Annotated in this window: 24 protein-coding genes; 7 read left to right on the plus strand and 17 right to left on the minus strand. The window is 71.3% G+C overall.

Features of this window, described 5'->3' with window-relative positions:
- The first annotated feature begins 24 nt into the window (after positions 1-24).
- On the plus strand, positions 25-837 hold the full coding sequence (locus ACZ4NB_RS23715) for an SDR family NAD(P)-dependent oxidoreductase (RefSeq protein WP_467664501.1): 813 nt from the start codon (positions 25-27) through the stop codon (positions 835-837).
- A gap of 80 nt (positions 838-917) precedes the next feature.
- Here ACZ4NB_RS23715 and ACZ4NB_RS23720 read toward each other — a convergent pair whose 3' ends face one another.
- Entirely contained in the window at positions 918-1,364 is a 447-nt protein-coding gene (locus ACZ4NB_RS23720) for a RidA family protein (RefSeq protein ID WP_467664502.1), read from the minus strand.
- Positions 1,365-1,510: 146 nt separating this feature from the next.
- Here ACZ4NB_RS23720 and ACZ4NB_RS23725 point away from each other — a divergent pair, with 146 nt between their 5' ends.
- The 3 genes from ACZ4NB_RS23725 (at position 1,511) to ACZ4NB_RS23735 (ending at position 4,245) form a co-directional block, all read left to right on the plus strand.
- A complete protein-coding gene (locus ACZ4NB_RS23725) occupies positions 1,511-1,918 on the plus strand; it encodes a MarR family winged helix-turn-helix transcriptional regulator (protein WP_467664622.1) in 408 nt (135 codons plus the stop codon).
- A gap of 1 nt (position 1,919) precedes the next feature.
- Positions 1,920-3,074: an LOG family protein gene (locus ACZ4NB_RS23730; protein ID WP_467664504.1), complete on the plus strand. Its 1,155-nt coding sequence runs from the start codon at positions 1,920-1,922 to the stop codon at positions 3,072-3,074.
- Between the two features lie 166 nt (positions 3,075-3,240).
- Entirely contained in the window at positions 3,241-4,245 is a 1,005-nt protein-coding gene (locus ACZ4NB_RS23735) for a DMT family protein (RefSeq protein ID WP_467664506.1), read from the plus strand.
- A 7-nt stretch (positions 4,246-4,252) separates the two neighbouring features.
- Here ACZ4NB_RS23735 and ACZ4NB_RS23740 read toward each other — a convergent pair whose 3' ends face one another.
- From ACZ4NB_RS23740 to ACZ4NB_RS23760, 5 genes are all read right to left on the minus strand, one after another.
- Positions 4,253-5,323 (minus strand): ABC transporter ATP-binding protein, encoded by a 1,071-nt coding sequence (locus tag ACZ4NB_RS23740; protein WP_467664508.1) that lies wholly within the window; start codon positions 5,321-5,323, stop codon positions 4,253-4,255.
- The gene (locus ACZ4NB_RS23745; protein ID WP_467664510.1) at positions 5,324-7,051 is read right to left on the minus strand and encodes an ABC transporter permease; all 1,728 of its coding nucleotides are present in this window, start codon (positions 7,049-7,051) and stop codon (positions 5,324-5,326) included.
- Entirely contained in the window at positions 7,027-8,097 is a 1,071-nt protein-coding gene (locus tag ACZ4NB_RS23750; protein WP_467664512.1) for a thiamine ABC transporter substrate-binding protein, read from the minus strand. Before ACZ4NB_RS23750 ends, ACZ4NB_RS23745 begins: the two co-directional genes overlap by 25 nt.
- Before the next feature lie 258 nt (positions 8,098-8,355).
- Positions 8,356-9,462, minus strand: coding sequence for a dual-specificity RNA methyltransferase RlmN (rlmN, locus tag ACZ4NB_RS23755; RefSeq protein WP_399147205.1), 1,107 nt, complete (start codon positions 9,460-9,462; stop codon positions 8,356-8,358).
- 40 nt (positions 9,463-9,502) lie between these two features.
- The gene (locus ACZ4NB_RS23760; protein ID WP_467664514.1) at positions 9,503-10,126 is read right to left on the minus strand and encodes a TetR/AcrR family transcriptional regulator; all 624 of its coding nucleotides are present in this window, start codon (positions 10,124-10,126) and stop codon (positions 9,503-9,505) included.
- A 69-nt stretch (positions 10,127-10,195) separates the two neighbouring features.
- Between ACZ4NB_RS23760 and ACZ4NB_RS23765 the strand changes: the two genes are divergently transcribed.
- Complete coding sequence (locus tag ACZ4NB_RS23765) at positions 10,196-10,423, plus strand: hypothetical protein (protein WP_467664516.1); 228 nt, start codon at positions 10,196-10,198, stop codon at positions 10,421-10,423.
- On the plus strand, positions 10,420-10,605 hold the full coding sequence (locus ACZ4NB_RS23770; RefSeq protein ID WP_467664518.1) for a hypothetical protein: 186 nt from the start codon (positions 10,420-10,422) through the stop codon (positions 10,603-10,605). Before ACZ4NB_RS23765 ends, ACZ4NB_RS23770 begins: the two co-directional genes overlap by 4 nt.
- Before the next feature lie 179 nt (positions 10,606-10,784).
- Here the strand turns inward: ACZ4NB_RS23770 and ACZ4NB_RS23775 are convergent, their stop codons facing one another.
- The 5 genes from ACZ4NB_RS23775 to rpsB form a co-directional block, all read right to left on the minus strand.
- Positions 10,785-11,960 (minus strand): phosphatidate cytidylyltransferase, encoded by a 1,176-nt coding sequence (locus ACZ4NB_RS23775; RefSeq protein ID WP_467664519.1) that lies wholly within the window; start codon positions 11,958-11,960, stop codon positions 10,785-10,787.
- A complete protein-coding gene (gene frr / locus ACZ4NB_RS23780) occupies positions 11,960-12,517 on the minus strand; it encodes a ribosome recycling factor (RefSeq protein ID WP_393493801.1) in 558 nt (185 codons plus the stop codon). Before frr ends, ACZ4NB_RS23775 begins: the two co-directional genes overlap by 1 nt.
- Positions 12,518-12,693: 176 nt before the next feature.
- Positions 12,694-13,464: a UMP kinase gene (pyrH, locus tag ACZ4NB_RS23785; RefSeq protein WP_384433583.1), complete on the minus strand. Its 771-nt coding sequence runs from the start codon at positions 13,462-13,464 to the stop codon at positions 12,694-12,696.
- A 162-nt stretch (positions 13,465-13,626) separates the two neighbouring features.
- The gene (gene tsf, locus ACZ4NB_RS23790; RefSeq protein ID WP_467664521.1) at positions 13,627-14,463 is read right to left on the minus strand and encodes a translation elongation factor Ts; all 837 of its coding nucleotides are present in this window, start codon (positions 14,461-14,463) and stop codon (positions 13,627-13,629) included.
- A gap of 105 nt (positions 14,464-14,568) precedes the next feature.
- Positions 14,569-15,444 (minus strand): 30S ribosomal protein S2, encoded by an 876-nt coding sequence (gene rpsB, locus ACZ4NB_RS23795; RefSeq protein WP_467664523.1) that lies wholly within the window; start codon positions 15,442-15,444, stop codon positions 14,569-14,571.
- 743 nt (positions 15,445-16,187) lie between these two features.
- Between rpsB and ACZ4NB_RS23800 the strand changes: the two genes are divergently transcribed.
- The gene (locus ACZ4NB_RS23800; protein ID WP_467664624.1) at positions 16,188-16,928 is read left to right on the plus strand and encodes a murein hydrolase activator EnvC family protein; all 741 of its coding nucleotides are present in this window, start codon (positions 16,188-16,190) and stop codon (positions 16,926-16,928) included.
- Between the two features lie 416 nt (positions 16,929-17,344).
- Here the strand turns inward: ACZ4NB_RS23800 and ACZ4NB_RS23805 are convergent, their stop codons facing one another.
- The 6 genes from ACZ4NB_RS23805 to ACZ4NB_RS23830 form a co-directional block, all read right to left on the minus strand.
- Complete coding sequence (locus ACZ4NB_RS23805) at positions 17,345-17,905, minus strand: TetR/AcrR family transcriptional regulator (protein WP_467664626.1); 561 nt, start codon at positions 17,903-17,905, stop codon at positions 17,345-17,347.
- Between the two features lie 143 nt (positions 17,906-18,048).
- Positions 18,049-18,885 (minus strand): RNA polymerase sigma factor WhiG, encoded by an 837-nt coding sequence (gene whiG, locus ACZ4NB_RS23810; RefSeq protein ID WP_399147196.1) that lies wholly within the window; start codon positions 18,883-18,885, stop codon positions 18,049-18,051.
- Positions 18,886-19,247: 362 nt separating this feature from the next.
- Positions 19,248-20,603, minus strand: coding sequence for a DNA-processing protein DprA (dprA, locus tag ACZ4NB_RS23815; RefSeq protein ID WP_467664525.1), 1,356 nt, complete (start codon positions 20,601-20,603; stop codon positions 19,248-19,250).
- A 3-nt stretch (positions 20,604-20,606) separates the two neighbouring features.
- Entirely contained in the window at positions 20,607-22,283 is a 1,677-nt protein-coding gene (locus tag ACZ4NB_RS23820) for a YifB family Mg chelatase-like AAA ATPase (RefSeq protein WP_467664527.1), read from the minus strand.
- The gene (locus ACZ4NB_RS23825; protein ID WP_467664628.1) at positions 22,284-22,604 is read right to left on the minus strand and encodes a YraN family protein; all 321 of its coding nucleotides are present in this window, start codon (positions 22,602-22,604) and stop codon (positions 22,284-22,286) included.
- 415 nt (positions 22,605-23,019) lie between these two features.
- Complete coding sequence (locus ACZ4NB_RS23830) at positions 23,020-23,328, minus strand: DUF2469 domain-containing protein (RefSeq protein ID WP_003980220.1); 309 nt, start codon at positions 23,326-23,328, stop codon at positions 23,020-23,022.
- Positions 23,329-23,358 lie beyond the last annotated feature (30 nt).

The following is a 23,358-nucleotide window of genomic DNA, read 5'->3' on the forward strand; positions in this document are numbered from 1 at the left end:
CGCCGCACTGCCAGGCTGTTTCCCATGAATCAGCGCACCACCTTGATCACGGGGGCCACCCAGGGCATGGGCCGCGGCCTCGCCCTCGCCCTCGCCGCCCAGGGCGGCACCCTCCTGCTGCACGGCCGCGACCGCACCCGGCTGGACACCGTGGCGGCCGAGGTACGGGCCGCCGCCCCCGGCACCACCGTCCGCACCTACCTCGCCGATCTGGCCGACCTCGACCAGGTCCATGCGATGGCCACCCGGATCCGCGCGGCGGAACCCCGGCTCGACGGGCTGATCAACAACGCCGTCGCGGGCGGCGGCGCCGATCCGCTCCGGCGTGAGCTGAGCCGGCAGGGCCACGAGCTGCGCTTCGCCGTGAACCACCTCGCCCCCTACGCCCTGACCCGCGATCTGCTGCCCCTGCTGATCTCCTCCGCCCCGTCGCGCGTGGTCAATGTCGCCTCGATAGGGCAGGAGGCCATCGACTTCGACAACCTGATGCTGGAACGGGACTACGAGGGGCTGCGGGCCTACTGCCGGAGCAAGCTGGCCATGATCATGGCGACGTTCCACCTGGCCGCCGAACTGGAGGGCACCGGCGTCACGGTCAACACCCTCCATCCGGCCCATCTGATGGACACCGACGGGGTGCGCGAGTACGGCCTCACGCCGGTCACCACCGTCGAGGAGGGAGTGCGGCCGACCCTCCGGCTGCTCACCGATCCCGCTCTCGCCTCCACCACAGGCCGCTACTTCGACCAGTTCACCGACACCCAAGCACACGACCAGGCATACGACGTCCAGGCCCGGGAACACCTGATGCGGCTGACCGACGCCCTCATCGCGTGAGCGGAGGTGAGCCGACGTGAACAGGTGTCAGGCAACGGGCGGGCGGGTGCCGGGGCCCTGAGCCGCCGGGCCCTCCCCGTTCAGCGGGCGAGCGCCGTGACCTCCACCTCTATCCGCCAGTCCGGCTGGGCCAGTGACGACACCTCCAGCAGGGTGTCCGCGGGATAGGGCTCGGACAGGAACTCCCCTCGCAGCGTGAGGACATGGTCGAGGTCGGCGGCCATGTCCGTCACGAAGATGCCCACCTTCACCACATCGGCCAGCGAGGCGCCGGCCGCGGCCAGCACCCGCTCGACGTTCGCGAACGCCTGCCGGCCCTGGGTCAGGAAGTCGTCCGAGACGGTCCGTCCCCGCTCGTCGATCCCCGCCTGTCCCGACACATGGATCAATCCGCCCGCCTTGACGGCCTGGGAGATCCTGTACGGCTCGTACCAGTCCGGTGTGGTCGCGATCCGCTCGATCTCTCGCGCCGCCCCGGCCCCTTCGGCAGCGCCCTCGGAAGCCTGCGTCATCGTCGCCCCGGTCATGTCTCCCCCTCGTTCCGTACACCTGCACCATTTCCATGTGCATGCATTGCTTGCATGCACATACATAAGTTTCGGGTGCATGTACGCTGCTGTCAAGGCCCCATCGGCAAACGGCGGCGGGGAGCGGCGGAAGAGAGCGCATGGCGATGGACGCGGAGCACTGGGACCGCCTTGGGGCACTGCACACGCGCGTCGAGCAGGAGTTGGCACGGGCCCTGCAGCAGCACCACCGCATCGGACTCTCCGAGTACCGCGCGCTGACGCGGCTGGCCGAGGCCGACGACGGCGAACTGCGCATGCAGGAGCTCGCCGACCTCATCGGCCTCAACCAGAGCTCCGTGAGCCGGCTGGCCTCCCGCCTGGAGTCCTCCGGCCTGACCCGCCGGGACCTGTGCCCCGACGACCGGCGCGGCGTCTACAGCGTGATCACCGACGAAGGCCGCGAGGTCCAGCAGAGGGCCCGCCCCACCTACGACGGCGCACTGCGCGAGGCGCTGGACGCGGCGGCCTCGGACGGGCACCTCGGGCCCCTCGTGGAGTCCCTGCGGTCCTAACATGGCGGGCGTGCAGCCGAATTCACCGCTCCCAGCGCCCCGCCACCACGACGAGAACGACCGGGAAATCGAGTCCCTCAAGGAGTTCGACCACGTCGCCGCCTCGGGCAGCCTCGCCGGATACCGCATCCAATCGGTCGACCTGACGGACCGTACGTTCGCACTGCTCGGCACGGACACGTCGGAGTCGGTGTTCCTCGGCTGCGCCATGGAACCGGACGCCGACGCGAAGGTGCGCGCCGGGGGCGCACTGGTCTTCCCGCCCATACCCGGCCTGCCGTTCGATCCGTACCGCGGCGCCCTCTACGGGCCGGACGAGCTGTTCGCGGGGCTGGTCGACGCCGGCTACGACACCACCCCGGACGCCCGCACGTACGACTGGTACCAGGAGTCCAAGTCGGACGGCGACATCTTCGCCTCGATGCTGCGCAGCATCCACGACGACGCCGTCTCCGACGCCCTGGACGAGCACCTCGCCGGCGCCCGGGTGGTGGGCGTCATGGGCGGGCACGCCCTGGAGCGCGGCTGTGCCGCCTACGCGGGCGCGGCCCGGCTCGGCCGCCGGCTCGCCCGCGACGGCCTGACCGTGGCCACGGGCGGCGGCCCCGGTGCGATGGAGGCGGCGAACCTCGGGGCGTACGCGGCGCCGTTCGAGGACGGCATGCTCGACGCGGCGCTCGAACTCCTCTCCAAGGCGCCGCACTTCACCCCCTCGGTCACGGACTGGGCGCGGGCCGCCTTCGACGTGCGCCGGGACCGTCCGGGCGGCGGCGCCTCGGTCGGCATACCCACCTGGTTCTACGGGCACGAGCCGCCCAACGCCTTCGCCACCCATGTCGCCAAGTACTTCGTCAACGCGGTCCGCGAGGACGGCCTGCTGGCGCGCTGCAACGCCGGCGTCGTCTTCCTGCCGGGCGCGGCCGGGACCGTACAGGAGATCTTCGACAACGCGACGCCGAACTACTACCGGTCGCGGGGCGAGCCGACCCCGATGGTGCTGGTCGACCGTGCGCACTGGACCGAGCGGCTGCCCACCTGGCCCCTGCTCCAGGCGCTGGCGGCCGACCGCCCGATGGCGGCCCGGATCGCCCTGGTCGACTCGGTGGACGAGGTCCCCCGGGCGCTCGCCCGCCTCGGTGCGGGGGCGGCATCCTGACCCCGCCCCGTCCCGCTCCCGGCCCCCTCGCCCACGCAGCCACCGCGCCCCGCCGGGCGGCCGCACGATCTGTTTGCCCGGCTGAGGCAACTCCCGTCCCGAAATGAGCGTCTGCCAGGCCAGGTAATGAACAGGTAATGCCAAGTGCGCGCGAACGGAGCTCCTGGTGATCATCGGCCTTCTGACGGCCGTAGCGGCGTCGGCCTGCTACGGCACGGGTTCCGTCCTACAGGCGGTGGGGTCGCGCAAGTCCGCCCGCCGGGAGGCGGCCAAGTCCTCCGCCACCGATGTCACCCAGCACGGCGGCCCCAGCCTCTCCTCCACCGCGAAAGCCGCCGTGACCTGGGAATTCATGGTGGGCACGGTGCTGGACTTCATCGGCTTCGGGCTCGGCGCGCTGGCGGCCCGGCTGCTGCCGCTGTTCCTGTCCCAGACCGTGATCAGCGCCAACCTCGTGATCACCGCCGTACTGAGCATCAAGCTCCTGGGCATCCGGCTCAGCCGGGCCGAGTGGGGCTCGATCGCCGTGGTCTGCTCGGCGCTGGTGCTGCTCGCCACGGCCGCGGGCCCGGAGGGCAGCGGCCATACGCCGATCGCGACCCACTGGTGGCTGCTGGTCGCGTCCCTGGTGCTGATCGGCGGCGGCACCCTGATCGTGCGCCTGATGGGCTCCCGCGCCGCGATCCTCGCCGGTCTGCTCTCCGGTCTGGGCTTCGGCGCGCTCGGCGTCGGCGTACGGGTGCTGAACGGCGTGGACCCGTTCCATCTGCCCGCGCTGCTCGGCGACCCCGCCCTGTACGCGATTCTCGTCGCGGGCATCGGCGGAATGTACCTGCACACCGTCGCCCTGCAGATCGGTTCGGTGAACGGCGCCACGGCGGCGCTGGTGGTGGGCGAGACCGTCGTCCCCGGCATCCTCGGGGTGCTGTGGCTCGGCGACTCCTCCCGTCCGGGCTTCGCCTGGGTCGCCGTCCTGGGCTTCGTGGTCGCCGTGGCGGGCGCCGTCGCGGTCGCCTGGTTCGGCGAGCCGGAGGGGGAATCCGCACCGTCGGCGGCCGCCGATCCGGGCGCGGAGCTGCCGGCCCGGGCCACGGGCGGCGCGGCGCCGGCGGACGGGGGCGCGCACGAGAAGCGCGCCGCGCACCCTGCGGCGAGCGCGCCCGAGCGCTGACGCCCCGCTACGCGCCGGACCCGGCGTCCAGCACCACGACGTCCTGGGCGGCGAAGGCGATACCCACCCGCTCACCCACCTCGGGTGCCTCCCGCAGCGCGCAGGCCGCCTCCACCTGAGGTCCGCCGGACGGCTGGAGCAGCAGGGTGACATGACTGCCGCGGAACGTCCGGGCCGTGACCGTGGCGGGCAGGCCCTCGGCGGCGGGTGCCAGCCGCACCCCGGCGGGGCGTACCAGCAGCCGGCACGGCCCGTTCGGGGTGCCCTCCGGGACCGGCACCTTGCCCCAGGGCGTGCCGGCGGCCTCGCCCTGCACCGTCGCCCCGACCACGTTGTCGAAGCCGAGGAAGCGGGCGACGAACTCCGTGGCCGGACGCCGCCAGACCTCCAGCGGCGTCCCGGTCTGCGCGATCCGGCCGTCCTGCATCACCACGACCCGGTCGGCGAGCGCGAAGCCCTCCTGCTGGTCGTGGGTGACGGCCAGCACCGTCGTGCCCAGGTCGCGGAAGAGCCGGCGGAGTTCGACGACCAGCCGCTCCCGCAGGCCGCGGTCGAGCTGGCCGAGCGGCTCGTCCAGCATCAGCAACCGGGGGCGCGGGGCGAGCGCACGGGCCAGGGCCACCCGCTGCTGCTCACCACCGGACAGGGAGGCCACGGCGCGCCGCTGGGCGCCCGGCAGCCCCACCAGGTCCAGCAGTTCGGCGACCGTGCGGTCCTGGTCGGCGCGCGAGGCGCGCCGCATCCGCAGCCCGAAGGCGACGTTGCCCGCGACATCGCGCTGCGGGAAGAGCTGGTGGTCCTGGAACATCAGCCCGACCCCGCGCCGGTGCGTGGGCACGTGCGACTGATCGCCCCCCTCCAGCAACACCTGTCCCACATCGGCCTGTTGGAGGCCGGCGACCACCCGCAGCAGAGTGGACTTGCCGCTGCCGCTCGGCCCCAGTACGCAGACGATCTCGTGCGCGGCGACCTCCAGGTCCACCGCGTCCAGCGCGGGGCGACCGGACGTGCCGAAGCGGACGGTCACCCCGTCCAGCCGCAGCAGCTCGCGCGCCGTGCTCGCGTTGCGTGCCGTCATCTAGAACTCCCCGGAATGGTCGGTTCGCGCGCGCTCCAGGACCAGCAAGGCGCCGGCGCACACCACCATCAAGATGGTCGACAGGGCCATCGCCTGCCCGTAGTTGAGTTCGCCCGCGCGCCCCAGGAGCCGTGCCACGGCCACCGGGAGCGTCGGCTGATCCGGCCGTGCGATGAAGACCGTCGCGCCGAACTCACCGAGCGACACGGCGAAGGCGAAGCCCGCGGCGATCAGCAGCGCCCGCCGCACCATCGGCAGATCGACCTCGCGCCACACCCGCCACGGCGAGGCGCCGAGCACGGCGGCCGCCTCCCGCAGCCGCCCGTCGACGGCCCGCAGGACGGGCAGCATGGTGCGGACCACGAACGGCACCCCCACCAGCGCCTGGGCGAGCGGGACCAGCCACCACGAGGCGCGCAGGTCCAGCGGTGGTTCATCGAGGGTGATCAGAAATCCGAAGCCGACGGTGACCGCGGAGACGCCGAGGGGCAGCATCAGCAGCGCGTCGAAACCGCGGACGAACCGGCCGGCCGTGGGGTTCCGCCCGGACCGGCCCCGGCTCGGCCCGGGGAGGGTCAGCGCGGCGGCCGCCAGCCCGCCCACCACCAGGGCGATGACGGTGGCGGCCGCCCCGTAGGCGAGGGAGTTCCACAGGGCCTCCAGGGGGGCGACGACGAAGGTGCCGTCACCGGCCCCGGCGGAGCGCAGCGACTCGTAGAAGACCGCTCCGTAGCCGTCCGGCCCGGCGAACGACCGCTCCACGAGCACGACCAGCGGGGTGATCAGCAGGACCGCGATGACCAGGAGCGTCGCCCACAGCAGTGCCCACTGGCCGCGACCGCGCGGCCGGTGCGCGGTCTGCGAGGCGGCGACGAGCCGGAGGGCGGACTCCCTGCGGCGCACGGTCCAGGCGTGCAGTGCCAGCACGCCCAGCACGGCCGCGAATTGGATCATGGTCAGGACGGCGGCCGTCGACAGGTCCAGGAAGTCCGCGGTCTGCCGGTAGATCTCCACCTCCAGCGTCGAGAAGGTGGGGCCGCCGAGAATCTGCACCACCCCGAAGGAGGTGAAGGTGAAGAGAAAGACCATCAGGGCGGCGGCCGCGACGGCCGGCCCCAGCGCGGGCAGCGTCACCCGCCGCCAGGCCGCGAACCGTCCGGCTCCCAGGACCCGCGCCGCCTCTTCCTGGCGCGGGTCGAGCTGCCCCCACAGCCCGCCGACGGTCCGGACGACCACGGCGTAGTTGAAGAAGACATGCGCCACCAGGATCGCCCAGACCGAGGTGTCCAGGCGCAGCCCCCACAGGTCGTCCAGCAGTCCGCCCCGCCCGACCAGCGCCAGGAAGGCCGAGCCGACGACGACGGTCGGCAGCACGAACGGCACCGCCACCACCGCCCGCAGCAGCTGCTTGCCGGGGAAGTCGAAGCGGGCGAAGACATACGCGCCGGGCAGCGCGATCAGCAGCGTCAGCCCGGTCGAGGCGGCCGCCTGCCAGAGGGTGAACCACAGCACATGCACGACATCCGGGTCGCTCAGTACGGCCCCGAACCGGCCCAGCTGCCACTGCCCGCCGTCCTTGAGCCCGCGCCCGACGATCGCCACGACCGGGTAGGCGAAGAACAGCGCGAAGAAGGCGAGCGGCACGGCCATCAGGCCGAGCCGCACCGCCGTTCCCCGCGCCGGCCTCCTGCTCCGGGCGGCGGCTACTTCAGAACGAGCGAGGACCACTGCTTGATCCACTGTTCGCGGTTCTCGGCGATCGCCTCCGGGGCCAGCGTCGCCGACTTGTCGATCTTCGCACCGTACGTCGTGAACAGCTCCGGCAGCTTGGCGTCCTTGCGCGCCGGGTTGACGAACATCTGCAGCGGCACGTCCTCCTGGAACTTCCGGCTCAGCAGGAAGTCCAGCAGCGCCTTGCCGCCCTTCTCGTTCTTCGCGCCCTTGAGGAGGCCGCCGAACTCGATCTGGCGGAAGCAGGTGCCGGTCGCGACGCCGGTCGGCGCCTGCTTGGGCGCCGGCTTCTTGCCGAGCACCTCGACGGGCGGGCTGGAGGCGTAGGAGACCACCAGCGGCTTGTCGCCCTTGCCCTTGCCGGCCCCGGAGCCCGAGAACCGCTCGTTGTACGCCTGCTCCCAGCCGTCGACGACCTCGACGTCATTGGCCTTGAGCTTCTTCCAGTAGTCCAGCCAGCGGTCCTTGCCGTAGGTGGCGACGGTGGCGAGCTGGAAGGCGAGCCCCGGGGAGGAGGTCGCGGCGTTCTCGGTGACCAGCAGGCCCTTGTACCGGGGCTTGATCAGATCGTCGAAGGTCTTCGGCGGCGCGATCTTGTGCTGGTCGAAGTAGGCCCGGTCGTAGTTGACGCAGATGTCGCCGTAGTCGAGCGGGGTGACGCGGTGCTTGCCCTTGTCGAGCTGCAGCGCGGCCGGGACGCTGTCCAGCCCCTTGGCCTCGTACGGGCTGAAGAGGTCCGCGTTCAGACCGCGCGAGAGCAGCGTGTTGTCGATGCCGAAGAAGACGTCGCCCTGGGGGTTGTCCTTGGAGAGGATCGCCTGGTTGACGGCCTTGCCGGCGTCGCCGCCCTTGAGGAGCGTGACCTTATAGCCGCTCTCCTTCTCGAAGGCGTCGAGCAGCGGCTTGGGGAACGAGTCGTGGCTGACGAGCGTGACGGTCTTGGCGTCCGCGCCGTCGCCGTCCGAGGTGCCGCACGCGGCGAGGGCGGTCATGCCGAGCGCGGCGGCGAGCGCTGTCGCGGTGATCCTTCTGGTGGTGCTCACTGATTTCCTCCTGGCTGGCCAGGAAGAGACGCGGCCCCGCCCGGTGTCCGCGGTTCACGGCATCCAAAGACGCACGAAAGGGACATCCGGGCAGGGCGCAACAGCATGAGTGACGACCGAACTTCCTACCCGGAATGACCCGGGCGAGGTTCAAGGGTCTGCGGGCACCGTAGGACTACGACGCTTCCGCACTCTCAGCGCTGTGGCGCTCCCCTGTCGGAATGTGCATTTGTTCGACGACACCGTACCAGCGGGCGCTCAGCGCTCCGAGGCCGCGAGCTGCCCGCAGGCACCGTCGATCTCCTGACCTCGGGTGTCGCGGACGGTCACCGGCACGCCGTGCGCCTCGATGGCCTGGACGAACGCCCGCTCGTCCTCGGGGCGCGAGGCGGTCCACTTCGAGCCGGGGGTGGGGTTCAGCGGAATCAGGTTCACATGGACCCGCTTGCCCTTGAGCAGTCGTCCCAGCAGGTCACCGCGCCATGCCTGGTCGTTGATGTCCCGGATCAGGGCGTACTCGATCGAGATCCGCCGCCCGGACTTCTCCGCGTACTCCCAGGCCGCGTCCAGCACCTCACGCACCTTCCAGCGCGTGTTGACGGGGACGAGCGTGTCGCGCAGCTCGTCGTCCGGCGCGTGCAGCGACACCGCGAGCCGGCATTTGAAGCCCTCGTCGGCGAACCGCAGCATCGCCGGGACCAGGCCGACCGTGGAGACCGTGATCCCGCGCTGGGACAGGCCCAGGCCGTCCGGCTCGGGGTCGGTCAGCCGCCGGATGGCGCCGACCACCCGGTTGTAGTTGGCGAGCGGCTCGCCCATCCCCATGAAGACGATGTTGGACAGCCGCGCCGGACCGCCCGGCACCTCGCCGTCGCGCAGCGCGCGCATCCCGTCCACGATCTGGTGCACGATCTCGGCGGTGGACAGGTTGCGGTCCAGCCCCGCCTGGCCCGTGGCGCAGAACGGGCAGTTCATACCGCAGCCGGCCTGCGAGGAGATGCACATGGTGACCCGGTCCGGGTAGCGCATCAGCACCGACTCGACGAGCGTGCCGTCGTGCAGCTTCCACAGGGTCTTGCGGGTGGTGTCGTTGTCGCACGAGATGTGCCGCACGACGTTCATCAGGTCCGGCAGCAGCTCGCTCGCCAGCTTCTCGCGCGCCGCCGCCGGGATGTCGGTCCACTGCGCCGGGTCGTGCGCGTAACGGGCGAAGTAGTGCTGCGACAGCTGCTTGGCGCGAAAAGGCTTCTCGCCGATCGCGGCCACCGCTTCACGGCGCTCGACGGGACTGAGATCGGCAAGGTGCCGAGGAGGCTTCTTGGCCCCGCGCGGCGCGACGAAAGTGAGTTCTCCGGGTGCAGGCATGGTGGGTCCAGTGTCGCAGATCGTCCAGGTGGGCCGGGCACTAGCCGGTGCGGGACAGGTCCTCCAGGTGAGCGGCCAGTACCTGGCGGCACCGCGGCCCGCCGAGGATGTCGGGGTGGTGCACGGCGCTGAGGGAGAGGCCGTCCAGGAGGGATGCCAGGCGCTCGGTCTCCAGGTCGACGTCGCATCCGGGGCGCAGGGTGCCGGACTCGTCGAGCCGGGCCAGGACGCGGTGCGTCAGCCTTCTGGTGCCGGCGGCGGCCTCGTGCGCGAGGCCCTGGAAGGCCGGATGGGTGCGGGCCGCGGCGTTGAAGTCGAGGAAGACGGTGACCTCCGCGCGGCGGCGTTCGTCGAGCGGCAGCAGCTCGGCCAGGAGGTCGGTCACCAGGCGCAGGCGTTCCGCGCGCGGGTAGCGGCCCAGGTCCCCGATGCGCTCGACGTGCTGGAGCAGCCGTTCGGAGAGGGCCCCGAGCATCGACTGCATCGCGAAGTCCATCAGCTCCTGCTGACTGGCGAAGTAGTGGCGCACCGAACCGATGTTGAGTGCCGCCTCGTCGGCGACGGCGCGCAGCGAGGTGCGTTGCAGGCCGTCCCGTACGACGACTCGGTACAGGGCGGCGACGACCTCGCGGCGGCGGGCGTCCGGATCCACGACCTTCGGCATGGAGCTTTTATATCACGCGCATGATATATTGTTTTTTATCACAAGCCTGATATAAAAACGGGAGGACTCGTGGAGCGGTACCTCAACCTCATGCTCATCAGGTTCGGTGTCATCGCGGGCGGCCTGGTGGTGCTGGCCCTGGTGGTCTTCGCCGTGGCCGTGGTGCTGAAGCGCAGGGGCCGGCTCGACCAGGCCCGCCGGTATGCGGACCCCGCCCTGCGCGCGGCACTGCGGGCCGCCGCCCACCGCCTGGAGAACGGCCCCGCCCGTACCCGACGGCGGGACGGCCGGCGGTGACCGGCCTCGCCCTCGACGCGTCCGCTCTCGCCCACCATCTGCTGAGGGACTACGTGCTCAAGTTCCTCATCGTCATCGTGGCGCTGATCGTGCTGGCGGTCGGGATGACGGTGATCTGGCGACGGGTGGGCCGCGGCGCGGACGCCCCGGAACGGCGGGACGGCGGCAACCGGGGCACGTGACCGGGCCCGGCACCCCATGCAGCCGTCCGCCTTCGCCCGACGCCCGCTCTCCGCACCACCCAGCCAACGCCCAACGCCGAACAGCCGACACCGAACAGCCGAAAGCCCCCCACCAGCGGAAATCCACTGGCAGGGGGCTTTACGTCATCTGCGGGGCCGGACGGCCCAAGGGGTCGGGGTCAGCCGGACCCCACGAAGACCACGAACAGCAGCCAGACGACCGGGGCGGTCGGCAGCAGCGAGTCGAGACGGTCCATGATGCCGCCGTGGCCGGGGAGCAGGGTGCCCATGTCCTTGATGCCCAGGTCCCGCTTGATCATGGATTCGCCGAGGTCGCCGAGGGTGGCACTGGCCGCGACCGCGAGGCCGAGCAGCAGACCCTGCCACCAGGCGCCGTGCCGGATGAGGAACTCCATGCACAGCGCGCCGGCCACCATCGCGAAGAGCACCGCGCCGACGAGCCCCTCACGGGTCTTGCCGGGGCTGATCCGCGGCGCGAGCTTGCGCTTGCCGAAGCGCCAGCCGACCGCGTAGGCGCCGGTGTCGCTGACGACCGTCAGCAGCAGGAAGGTCAGCACCCGCTGCGGCCCGTCGGCCTCGGCGGCGAGCATCAGCGCGACGAACGTGGCGAGGAAGGGCACGTAGAACGCCGCGAACACGCCGGCGGTGACGTCCCGCAGGTAGTTCTCGGGCGCCTCGGTCATGCGCCACACCAGGACGGCCAGCGCGGTGAGCGCCATCGCCACCCATGCGCCCTCGGCTCCGCGCACGTATCCGGCGACCACCATGGCGGTGCCGCCGACCGCGAGCGGCACCAGCGGCACCTTGATGCCCTTGCGCTCCGCCAGCCGCGAGGTCAGCTCCCACAGCCCCACGACGACGGCGATCGCGATCACGCCGATGAAGACGGGCTTGTAGACGAAGAGCGAAGCGAGGATCACCGCGCCGAGACCGACGCCGACCCCTATCGCGGCACGCAGATTGCGCCCCGCGCTCTTCTTCTTCGGCCGCTCCGAGTCCGGCGCGCGGTCGGACCCGGAGGAATCGGGGAAAGCAGTGGGCATGGGCTCCTGCGGCTGTTCGTCGCGGAACAGGGGGCCGCTCAGGCGAGCAGCCCCCCGGTCGTCCGGGTAGTCCCGATTATCCCGGATATCCCGTTGCTCCCGGTCGTCGTCCTGGTGGCCGCCCGGCTCGGGCACGATGGGCATGGGCCGAGTCTGCGCCGCGTCGCCCCAGTCGTGCACGGGACCCGCCGAGGCGGGGGGCGCCACCCCGCGAAGCGAGGAGGCCGGTCCGTGGTCGGGCGGTCCCCATCGACCGGCGCCGGGCGGGGCCCCCCAGGATGACTCGTTCATCAGACCTCGAGGAGCTCGGATTCCTTGTGCTTGAGCAGCTCGTCCACCTGCGCGACGTACTTCGCGGTGGTGTCGTCGAGCTCCTTCTCGGCGCGGCGCACCTCGTCCTCGCCGGACTCCTTGTCCTTGACGAGCTTGTCCAGCGTCTCCTTGGCCTTGCGGCGGACGCTGCGGATCGAGATCTTGGCGTCCTCGCCCTTGTTCTTGGCGACCTTGATGAACTCCTTGCGGCGCTCCTCGGTCAGCTCGGGGAACGTCACCCGGATGATGCTGCCGTCGTTGCTGGGGTTGACGCCCAGGTCGGAGTCGCGGATGGCCTGCTCGATGTTGCGCAGCGCACTCTTGTCGAACGGGGTCACCACGGCCATCCGGGGCTCGGGAACCGAGAACGACGCCAGCTGGTTGATCGGCGTCATCGCGCCGTAGTAGTCCGCCACGATCTTGTTGAACATCGCCGGGTGCGCACGCCCGGTGCGAATCGCGGCGAAGTCCTCCTTGGCGACCACGACGGCCTTCTCCATCTTCTCCTCGGCCTCGAGGAGGATCTCTTCGATCACCACTTGCTCCTGGTCTTTTCGGTAAGAAGCAGAGCCTCGCCCCTGCCGCGCGTCTTCTCCTGCACGGTGTCCGACCGGCAGGCGGTTGTCCATCCCCGTACCGAGGGTCTTACCCCGGCCGGGAGTTGCCGCCCGTACAGGCCGATGCCCGTACGGAATCGCGGCAGTTGAGGCCGTCAGGCCCGGGTGTCCTGATCGCTGACGAGCGTGCCGATCTTCTCACCCTTCACCGCGCGCGCGATGTTGCCCTCGGCGAGCAGCTCGAACACGAGGATCGGGAGTTTGTTGTCCCGGCACAGCGTGATGGCCGTGGCATCGGCGACCTTCAGGTCGCGGGTGATGACCTCACCGTATTCGAGGGCGTCGAACTTGACCGCGTCCGGGTTCTTCTTGGGGTCGGAGTCGTAGACCCCGTCGACCCCGTTCTTGCCCATCAGCATGGCCTCGGCGTCGATCTCCAGGGCACGCTGGGCGGCGGTGGTGTCGGTGGAGAAGTACGGCATGCCCATACCGGCGCCGAAGATGACGACCCGGCCCTTCTCCAGGTGGCGCACCGCGCGCAGCGGAATGTACGGCTCCGCCACCTGTCCCATGGTGATGGCCGTCTGGACGCGGGAGTCGATGCCCTCCTTCTCCAGGAAGTCCTGGAGGGCCAGACAGTTCATGACCGTGCCGAGCATGCCCATGTAGTCGGAGCGGGCCCGGTCCATACCGCGCTGCTGGAGTTCGGCGCCGCGGAAGAAGTTGCCGCCGCCGATCACGATGGCGATCTCGTAGCCGTCGCGTACCACGGCGGCGATCTCGCGGGCCATCGCGTGCACGATATCGGGGTCGACGCCCAGTCCGCCGCCGCCGGCGAACGCCTCGCCCGACAGCTTCAGCAGGAAGCGTCGCCTACCGCCGTTACCGGCATGGTCTGTGTGCGCGCCGTCGGCACCGTGATTCATTGAGCTCTCCTCGTGCACATACGAAGAAGGCCATTGCCGTGGGTCTGGTCCAGATCCCTCTGCGGCAATGGCCTCCTCGTCACATCTGCGGTCGGCCGTTGAGCGGCCGACTGCGTACGACCCTAGCGGGGTCGTAGGTCATTCGCTGCCTTCGCGGCAGGCTCAGATGCCGACCTTGATGCGCGAGAAGCGCTTCAGGGTGACACCGGCCTCCTGCAGGACCTTCTCGACGGACTTCTTGTTGTCGAGCGCGTACGGCTGGCCGAGCAGCGTCGCGTCCTTGAAGAAGCCGTTGAGGCGACCCTCGACGATCTTCGGCAGGGCAGCCTCGGGCTTGCCCTCCGCGCGGGTGGTCTCCTCGGCGACGCGGCGCTCGGCCTCGACGACCTCGGCCGGGACGTCGTCCTTGGAGAGGTACTTCGGGGCGAACGCGGCGATGTGCTGCGCGACGCCCTTGGCGACCTCGGCGTTCTCCTTGTCGAGCTCGACGAGGACACCGATCTGCGGCGGCAGGTCGGGCATGGTGCGGTGCATGTACGCCGTCACGTAGCCGTCGTTGAACTGCGCGAAGCGGTCCAGGACGATCTTCTCGCCCAGGTTGGCGTTGGCCTCGTCGACGAACGCCTGGACGGTCTTGCCGGCCTCGATCTCGGAGGCGAGCAGGGCCTCGACGTCGGCCGGAGCGGTCTTGGCGACGTGCTCGGCGATCTGGTTGGCGACGGCCTGGAACTTCTCGCCCTTGGCGACGAAGTCCGTCTCGCACTTCAGCTCGACGATGACGCCGGAGGTGTTGTCGCCGGCGATCAGGGAGACCACGGCGCCGTTCTCGGCGGAGCGGCCCTCGCGCTTGGCGACGCCCTTCTGACCCTTGATGCGCAGCGCCTCGACGGCCTTGTCGACGTTGCCCTCGGCCTCGTCCAGGGCCTTCTTGCAGTCCATCATGCCGGCGCCGGTGAGCTCACGGAGCTTCTTGACGTCAGCGGCGGTGTAGTTCGCCATGGTCTGTGAATCTCTTCTCGAAGTCTCGAAGTCGAACGATCTACGGGTGGACGGCGGGGGCGGCGCTTGTGGCGCCCTCCCCCGCCGTCAACAGCCGGTCCGGAATCAGGCCTGCTCGGCGTCCGCAGCCGGCTTCTCGGCCTCGGCGGCCGGGGCCTCGGCGGCCGGGGCCTCGGTGGCGGGCTCGGCGTCCGCCTTCTTCTCGCCCTCGAGCAGGTCGCGCTCCCACTCGGCCAGCGGCTCGGCGGCAGCGGTCTTCTCGCCGGGCTTCTGGTCGCCGGTGGCGGCACCGGAGCGGGCGATGAGGCCCTCGGCGACGGCGTCGGCGATCACGCGGGTGAGCAGGGTGACGGAGCGGATCGCGTCGTCGTTGCCCGGGATCTTGTAGTCGACCTCGTCCGGGTCGCAGTTGGTGTCGAGGATCGCGACGACCGGGATGTTGAGCTTGCGCGCCTCACCGACGGCAATGTGCTCCTTCTTGGTGTCCACGATCCAGACGGCGCTGGGCACCTTCTGCATCTCGCGGATACCGCCCAGGGTCTTCTCCAGCTTGGCCTTCTCGCGGGAGAGAACCAGGAGCTCCTTCTTGGTGAGGCCGGAGGCGGCCACATCCTCGAAGTCGATCTGCTCAAGCTCCTTCAGGCGCTGCAGGCGCTTGTAGACGGTCGAGAAGTTGGTCAGCATGCCGCCGAGCCAGCGCTGGTTCACGTAGGGCATGCCCACGCGGGTCGCCTGCTCGGCAATGGCCTCCTGGGCCTGCTTCTTCGTGCCGACGAACATGACGGAGCCGCCGTGGGCGACGGTCTCCTTGACGAACTCGTAGGCGCGGTCGATGTACGACAGCGACTGGAGCAGGTCGATGATGTAGATGCCGTTGCGCTCGGTGAAGATGAAGCGCTTCATCTTCGGGTTCCAGCGGCGGGTCTGGTGCCCGAAGTGGACGCCGCTCTCCAGCAGCTCCCGCATCGTGACGACGGCCATGGCCGTACTCCTTGTTGCTCTCGGTTCCACTGCGGCCGGTCGGCCGCGGTGCCTGACGCCCCGACGCGCCTGCCGAGGACGACACCTTGCGGAGCCGTCCGAGGACCGAGGAGCGCGGCCGTCGTGCTGCCCGAAAGGGACTGGTGCACTGACGGCGGGGCGTGCGAAGTCGACCCGGTGACCCGGATCGCCACCAGAAGTGTACGGGACTGCCGATGCACCGGGCGACACGCACCATTTCGAAGCCCGAGCGAGTGAGGTCCGCCCCCCGGACGAGTGACACCGTTGTCCACAACCGGCCCCCCATCCACAGATCCGAACCAAGATCCCCACGCCCCGGCCGATTCCGTCACGGTCGACACATGCGACATGACAAGCGGCAAGAAACGCGACACGACCTCGGGGCCGGCGGCGGGGTCGGCGATGGCCTCGGCGGTCGCCGGGATCTCAGCGGACGCGATGACATGCAAGGTCTCCGCCGGCGCCCTGGGCTCGATGGCCTTCGGGCTCGATGGAGGCATCTCCTGCCGCCCGCGCCGGCGCCCTTACCCCCGACACCACCCGAAAAGCGCTACGGATACGGGCCGAGCTGCTTCTTTCCCGCCCGCGCGCTGGCCGTGCTCCTGGCGCCGGCCACGGCCGCACTGCTCGCCGTCCCGTCACTGATCCCGGGCGTCCCCCTCACACGTACCGCAGTTCCAGCCATGGCCGCGGCGCCGGAGCACGGCGCGGAGCTGGTGGGGATGGGACAGCGGACGGCGCAAGGCGAGACCGGCGAGCGGGACGAGGCCGGGAGCCCCGCGGAGCGGCCGGGCGTGGAACGAGCCTGGCCGGTGGAAGGGCCGGCGGGCATACGGCCCACGGTGCTACGCGGATGGGAACCGCCCCCTTCACCGTGGGCTGCCGGCCACCGCGGCGTGGACCTCGCCTCCCCCACAGGCGCGACGGTACGGTCCGCCGCGCCCGGCCGGGTGGCGTACGCGGGAACCGTCGCCGGCCGCGGCGTGCTGAGCATCGAGGTATCCCGCTCGGGCCGGCCTCCCTTGCGCACCACGTACGAGCCGGTACGCCCCACGGTCCGGAAGGGCCAGCGCGTCACAGCGGGCCAGCCGGTCGGCATCCTGCAGCGCGGCCCGTTCCACTGCCGCGCACCGTGCCTCCACTGGGGCCTGCGCCGCGGCAAGACCTACCAGGACCCGCTGTCGCTCCTCCCCGGGAGCATGCGCAGCGGCGGCCCGTCACGCCTGCTGCCGGTCTTCGGGGTCCCGCTGCCATCGGGTGGCCGTACCGTCCCCCGCGGACCAGAGGCGCCCGAGCCAACAGCCCAGGACGGGAGGCAGAACCAACCGGTGGCCGGCCTCATGGGAGCGGTCGTTCTCGCCGTCGCGGCTCTCTGGGCACTCGGCCGACTCACACCTCGCCGTTCGACGGGGAGGGAGGGACGCACAGGGAGCGGAGCCGAGAGCGGCGGGGCTGACAACTGACAGCCGACATAGGCGACGCCCCCGGTGGTGAGTAGTCGCGCCTGCCCGTGACGACGGGGCGGCGAGAGGCCGCCGGGCCAGGCGCCAGGGGCAGGGGCAAGGGGCCAGAACCAAGGCTCAGGCAGGGCCAGGGGACAGAACCCAGGCGTCAGGCAGGCCAGAGGGCCGGGCACGGGGCCAGTCCTGGGGAGAGTCCTGGGCACGGGGCCAGAGAGCCATGGGCAAAGGAGGGGCGGGAGGGGGTGGGGAGGGGCGGGGCGGGGGCGGGGGGCGGGCCCCAGGGGGGAACTCGGCGGGCCCCAGGGCCTCGCGGCCCACCGTCGCTGCGGCAAGATCTTTCCTCGGACCGGCCCCGCCGACACCGCGCGGCAGGTGGAGTGAGGCCGGCGGGAGACCCCTCACCCCGAGCCCCGGCGTCAGGTGTGGGCGACGCCGTGGAGGGCCATGGCGACCGCGGCCTCCGTGATCTCGTTCGGGTCTTCCGCGGCCCCCAGCTCGATACGGCGGACCGCGGCGTCCACGACGCCCTGGAGGAGCATCGCCGCGAGTCGCGGTTGTTCGTGGCCCAGGTTGGCGAGCGCTTCGACGATCATGGCGATAAGCCCGCCGTGCGCGGCGCGGATCTTCTCGCGTGCGCCCGCGTCCAGCTCTCCGGCGGAGATGGCGACGACGGCCCGGTGTCGCCGGTCGCCGACCAGCGCCAGCTGCCGGCGCACATACGCCTCGATCTTCTCCTCGGGCGTGTCGACGCGCTGCATCGCCGCTTCGACCTCGGCGGCCCATACGGGAAAGTCGACCGCACACAGCTCTTCGACAACGGCCGCGCGCGAGCGGAAGTACTCGTACACGGAGGAGCGCGCGAGTCCCGTGCGCTCGGCGAGGGCGGGGAAGGTCAGCGCTTCCGTTCCGCCTTCGGACAGCAGGGAGCGGGCGGCGTCCAAGAGGGCGCCGCGCTGCATGGTCCGGTGCTCGGCCACAGAGGCCGCTCGAATCCTGGGCACGTCACCACTCTACGGATGGCACGCCCGCCGCGGCACTCCGCCCGGCGACACGACTCGGGCGGACGGCTCGGGCGGACGGCGGAAAGACCGCTCGGGAAGGTGTGGCCCTGCGCGCTGACTCAGCGTCCGACGTCGGCGAGCTTCGCCCTGAGCTGCAGCACGGACTTGGTGTGGATCTGGCTGACCCTGCTCTCCGTGACGCCGAGGACATTGCCGATCTCGGCGAGCGTGAGGCCCTCGTAGTAGTAGAGCGTGACCACGGTCTTCTCACGTTCGGGGAGGGTGTTGATGGCCCGGGCGAGCAGTCGGCGCAGCTCGCGGTCCTCGGCGATCTCGACCGGGTTCTCGGCGGCCGTGTCCTCGAGGGTGTCCATCAGGCTGAGCCGTTCGCCGCCCTCGCCGCCGACGTGCAGCAGCTCTTCGAGCGCGACCACGTTCGCCAGGGACAGCTGGCTGAACACGCTGTGGAGTTCCTCCAGCGCGATGCCCATCTCCTCGGCGACCTCCGCCTCGGACGGGGTGCGGCGCAGCTGCGCTTCGAGGGTGGCGTAGGCACGTTCGACGGCGCGGGCCTTCTGGCGTACGGAGCGTGGGATCCAGTCCAGCGCGCGCAGCTCGTCGATCATCGCGCCGCGGATGCGGGTGATGGCGTAGGTCTCGAACTTGATGGAGCGTTCGGGGTCGAATTTCTCGATGGCGTCGATCAGTCCGAAGACTCCGGAGGAGACGAAGTCGGCCTGCTCGACGTTCGGTGGCAGTCCGACGCTGACGCGGCCGGCGACGTACTTGACCAGCGGGGAGTAGTGCAGGATCAGCTGCTCCCGCAGTCGCCCGTCGCCAGATGCCTTGTAGGAGCGCCACAGCTCGTCGAGCGAGCTGGGCGGGGCGGGGCGCACGCTGCCGCGTGCGGCGGGTGGTACTGCCGCACGATCAGACCCGGAGGTGTGCTGGGGCATTCGTCGCCTTGAGCCGTTCTGCCGAGACGCGGGTGGATGGATGCATGAGGGTTGAATTTGCCTGTGAGCGTAGCGTGACCGGAGTGTCGCGGTACGCGAGGAAGCCAGGTTCGGGCGTGCGCAGATACGTTCCGCTGCCCGCACCTCAGGGTTACCTCGTACGGCGTGTCGACACCCGGATACGGTGCCGGATGCACGCGTTCGGAGGGTCGTGCGGACTGGCGCGGTGACGCGGCGCGCGGGAGTCCGGGGCCCCGTTGGGCCACATCGGTGTCCCCTCACGTGCCGGACTGATGCGCCGAAGCATGGCAAACCTGGATTCTGCGGTCATTCCCCTCACCCTTTCACCCGTTCGCCCCAGGTCAAGTACCGCCTCGCCGGGAACCGTCGGTCGTCTCGGCGCGTCGCGTCAACTCCCAGCGGTCGCCGCACCTTTGCACGAATCCCAGGGACTGCAGCTCCAGGAGTTTTCCCTGGGCGACGTCGCGGGGCGTGCCCGCTTCCCGGGCGAGGTGGTCGACGTCCGCACTGCCGCGGGCCGGCAGCGCCTCCCACAGGCGGGCCGCGACGGGGTCCAGGAGGTCGCGGACGAGCGTCGGCCCGCACCTTTCGGGGGCGAGGTCGCCGATGGCGCCGACGAGTTCGATGACCTCGTCCGCGTCGGTGACCACCAGGGCCTCGCCGCGCAGGAGTTGATGGACGCCGGCGGACAGGCCGCTGGTGACGGGCCCCGGCATGCCCATCGTGAACCGCCCGAGGTTCGTCGCCCGCCGAGCGGTGACCAGTGAGCCGCTGCGGAGTTCGGCCTCGACCACCACGGTGCCTCTGGTCAGCGCGGCGATCACCCTGTTGCGTTGGATGAAGCGGCTGCGAGTGGGGTGGTCGCCGGGCGGCAACTCGGCCACGACCAAGCCCTGTTCGATGATGCGTCCGATCAACTCGGTATGACCGCGCGGGTAGATGTAGTCGACGCCGGAGGCGAGTACGGCGACGGTGGCGCCGTCGGCGGCCAGCGCGCCACGGTGGGCGGCGCCGTCGATGCCGTAGGCGGCTCCGGAGACCACCGTCCAGCCGCGGTCGGCAAGTCCGGCGCTGAGGGCGGTGGCCAGATGGGCGCCGTATTCGGTACAGGCCCGTGCGCCGACGACGGCCACGGAGCGCAGCGCCCACATCCGGAGGTTGGTTCTCCCGCGCACCCACAGGCCGATGGGGCGAGCGTCTCCGAGGTCGTCCAGCTGGCCGGGCCACTCCTCGTCGTTGGGGCAGATGAAGCGGCCGCCGAGTGCGGTGACCGCGGCGAGGTCCTCCTCGGGGCGTGCCCGGGAGGCGCGCAGCCTCAGGCCCGCGATCTTCGTCGGGCTTGCGCCTGGGGGCGGGTGGGCGTTGTCGTCGGACAGCGCCTGCCACAGGGCGACGGGGCCCATTTGCCGCAGCCAGCGACCGGCGGTCTCGTCGCCTGGTTCGAGGATCCGGTTGAGGGCGGCGCGGGCCGTGCGCTGCGGTGCGTCGTCCTCGTGGGGAGCGGGTGGCCGGGCGGGCACCTGGCGCGGCGTGGTGCGTGGCGCGAGGGTGGCCGACCGTGGGTGGTCCGGGGCCGGCGCCGACCGTGGGTGGTCTGTCGCCGGATCGGGCACGCGGCTCGTGTCGTCCGCCTTGCTTCTCGGCCTGTGGGTGGCGAAGCCCCAGGCGTCGATCTGGTGGTCGTCCGGTCCGTTCATCGCTCACCTCTGCTCGTCCGGCGGCCGGGTGGCCGCGGTCTGCCGTTCGCCGGCGCCTGTGGCCCTGGCACTGCTCGCGCCCACCGTGATCGGCGCGCCGCGGCGGACGCCGGTCCGCAGTTCCAGGGCCCAGTCGACGTCCTCCCGGGTCGGGCGGTCGCGGCCGGCCAGGTCGGCGGCGGTCCAGGCGACGCGGAGGACGCGGTCGAGTCCACGGGCCGTGAGCAGGCCGCATTCGAGGTCGCGCTCCGCCTGGGCCAGGGCGCCGGGGTGGACCTGCCAGCGGGTTCGGAGTTCATGGCCGGGGATCTCGCTGTTGGTCCGCCAGGGGGTCCCTGTGAGACGGGCCTCGGCGCGTTCGCGGGCCGCCCGTACGCGTTCGGCCACGGTGGCGGTGGATTCGGCGCGGCGGCCGAGCGCGATCAGTTCGCAGCGGGCTACCGGTTCCACGCAGATCCGCAGGTCCACCCGGTCCATCAGCGGCCCGGAGAGGCGGGCGCGGTAGCGGCGGACGGAGGACGGCCGGCATTCGCAGCCGCCGCCGGCGGTGCCGTGCCGCCCGCAGGGGCAGGGGTTCGCGGCGAGGGCGAGGAGGAACCGGGCCGGCATGCGCATCATGCCGGCGGCCCTGGCGACGACGACGTGCCCGGACTCCAGGGGCTGGCGTAAGGCGTCCAGGACGCGGGGGCTGCACTCGGCGGCCTCGTCGACGAAGAGCACGCCGTGGTGGGCGAGGGATACCGCTCCGGGGCGTGGCAGGCCAGTGCCGCCGCCCACGAGGGAGGCCATCGTCGCGGAGTGGTGCGGGGCGCAGTAGGGCGGCCGGTGGACCAGCGGCTGTCCGGGCGGGAGGGTGCCCGCTACCGAGTGGACGGCGGTGACCTCCAGGGATTCCTTGGGGGTCAGCGGTGGCAGCAGGCCGGGGAGGCGTTCGGCGAGCATGGTCTTGCCGGCGCCGGGTGGGCCTTTGAAGAAGATGTGGTGGCGGCCGGCGGCGGCCACCTCCAGTGCTCTGCGGGCACCGTGCTGGCCTGCGACATCCGCGAGGTCGGGGCTGTGGTCGCCGCGTGGCAGGCCCGCGCCGGCGCCGGTGCCGGGCACGGCCAGTCCGGCCAGTAGCGGGTCGGGGCGGCCGTCTTCCGGCCGGTCCTCCTCCTCGGGCACCGGCTCGTCGGCGAGGACGGCGATCAGCTGGCGCAGGCTGCGGACGCCGAGGACGGAGATTCCGGGCACGAGCGAGGCTTCGGCGACGGCTCGTTCCGGGACGACGACCTGGCGGTATCCGGCGTCGGCGGCGGCGAGGACGGCGGGCAGCACGCCGCGTACGGGGCGGACCCGGCCGTCCAGGCCCAGTTCGCCGATCATCATCAGGTCGGTGAGTTCGCGCGGGTCGAGGCGCTCGGCGGCGCCGAGGACCGCGCAGGCCACGGCCAGGTCGAAGCCGCTGCCGCTCTTGGGTACCGAGGCCGGGCTGAGGCCGACGGTGAGCTTCTTCTGCGGCCATTCGGCGCCGGAGTTCACGACGGCGGCGCGCACCCGGTCCCTGGACTCGATCAGGCTCTTGTCGGGGAGCCCGACGAGGGTGAAGGCCGCGACGCCCGGTTCCAGGTCGGCCTGGACCTCGACGACGACGCCCTCGACCCCGACCAGGGCGACGGAGCAGGTGCGGGCGAATCCCATTTACGCCACCCCCCGTGCGTGCTGGACGACGGGGGCGCCGCGCGAGGGCACGAGGACGCCGATGACGTCGATCCGGACGCCGCCGGGTGGTGGGCCGCCGTGCCGCTCCAGCCAGCGCTCGGCCAGCAGGCGCAGCCGGGCGGTCTTCTCGGGGCGTACGGCCGCCATGGGGTGTTCGTAGCGGCCGGCGCGACGGGTTTTGACCTCGCAGACGACCAGGGCGTCGCCGTCGGAGGCGACGATGTCGATCTCGCCCTCCCGGCAGCGCCAGTTGCGGTGCAGGATCCGCATACCGGCTTCGATGAGCCGCCGGGCGGCCAGGTCCTCGCCGTAGCGGCCGAGTGCTCGTCTGCGGACGTCGCTGGGCTTGGTCGCCGGTGGCCTGCCGGCAGCGGGCCTGCGTGCCGCACGCGACCCGCCGTCCTGCCGTCCCCGCGCCCCGCACCGGGGGTCCCTGGTCTGCGCGTCGCCCCGGGTACGGACGTCACCCCTGACCTGCGCGTCGCCCCCGGTCCGTGCGTCGTCCCCGGCCCTGCGGCCGGCCTGCATGGCGTTCATGCGGTACCACCTCCGGCACCAACTGTGACGCCCTCGCCCCGATCTTTTGGATCTTGGTGGACAACGAGCCGATTGTGGATAACCCGCTCACCCACACGTGGCACACCGAGCGCGTCATCGAGCCCCGGAGGGCGCGCCGCAGGCCCGGCCGGCGGTCAGCCCGCGCCCCGCGGCCGGCTCAGCTCCCCGGGAGGTCCAGATCGCTCTTGTTGAGCTCTTCGATGTTCACGTCCTTGAACGTCAGGACGCGCACCTGCTTGACGAAGCGAGCCGGGCGATACATATCCCAGACCCAGGCGTCAGCCATCGAGACCTCGAAGAAGACCTCGCCCTGAACCGAGTGCACCTGCATCTCGTAGTCGTTGGTGAGGTAGAAGCGCCGCTCGGTCTCGATCACATATTTGAACAGACCGACGACGTCGCGGTACTCCCGGTAGAGCTTCAGCTCCATCTCGGTCTCGTACTTTTCGAGGTCCTCGGCGCTCATGGCAGATCCCCTTCAGCCGTGCGTCCCCCT

Source organism: Streptomyces sp. NPDC026575 (assembly GCF_055567415.1).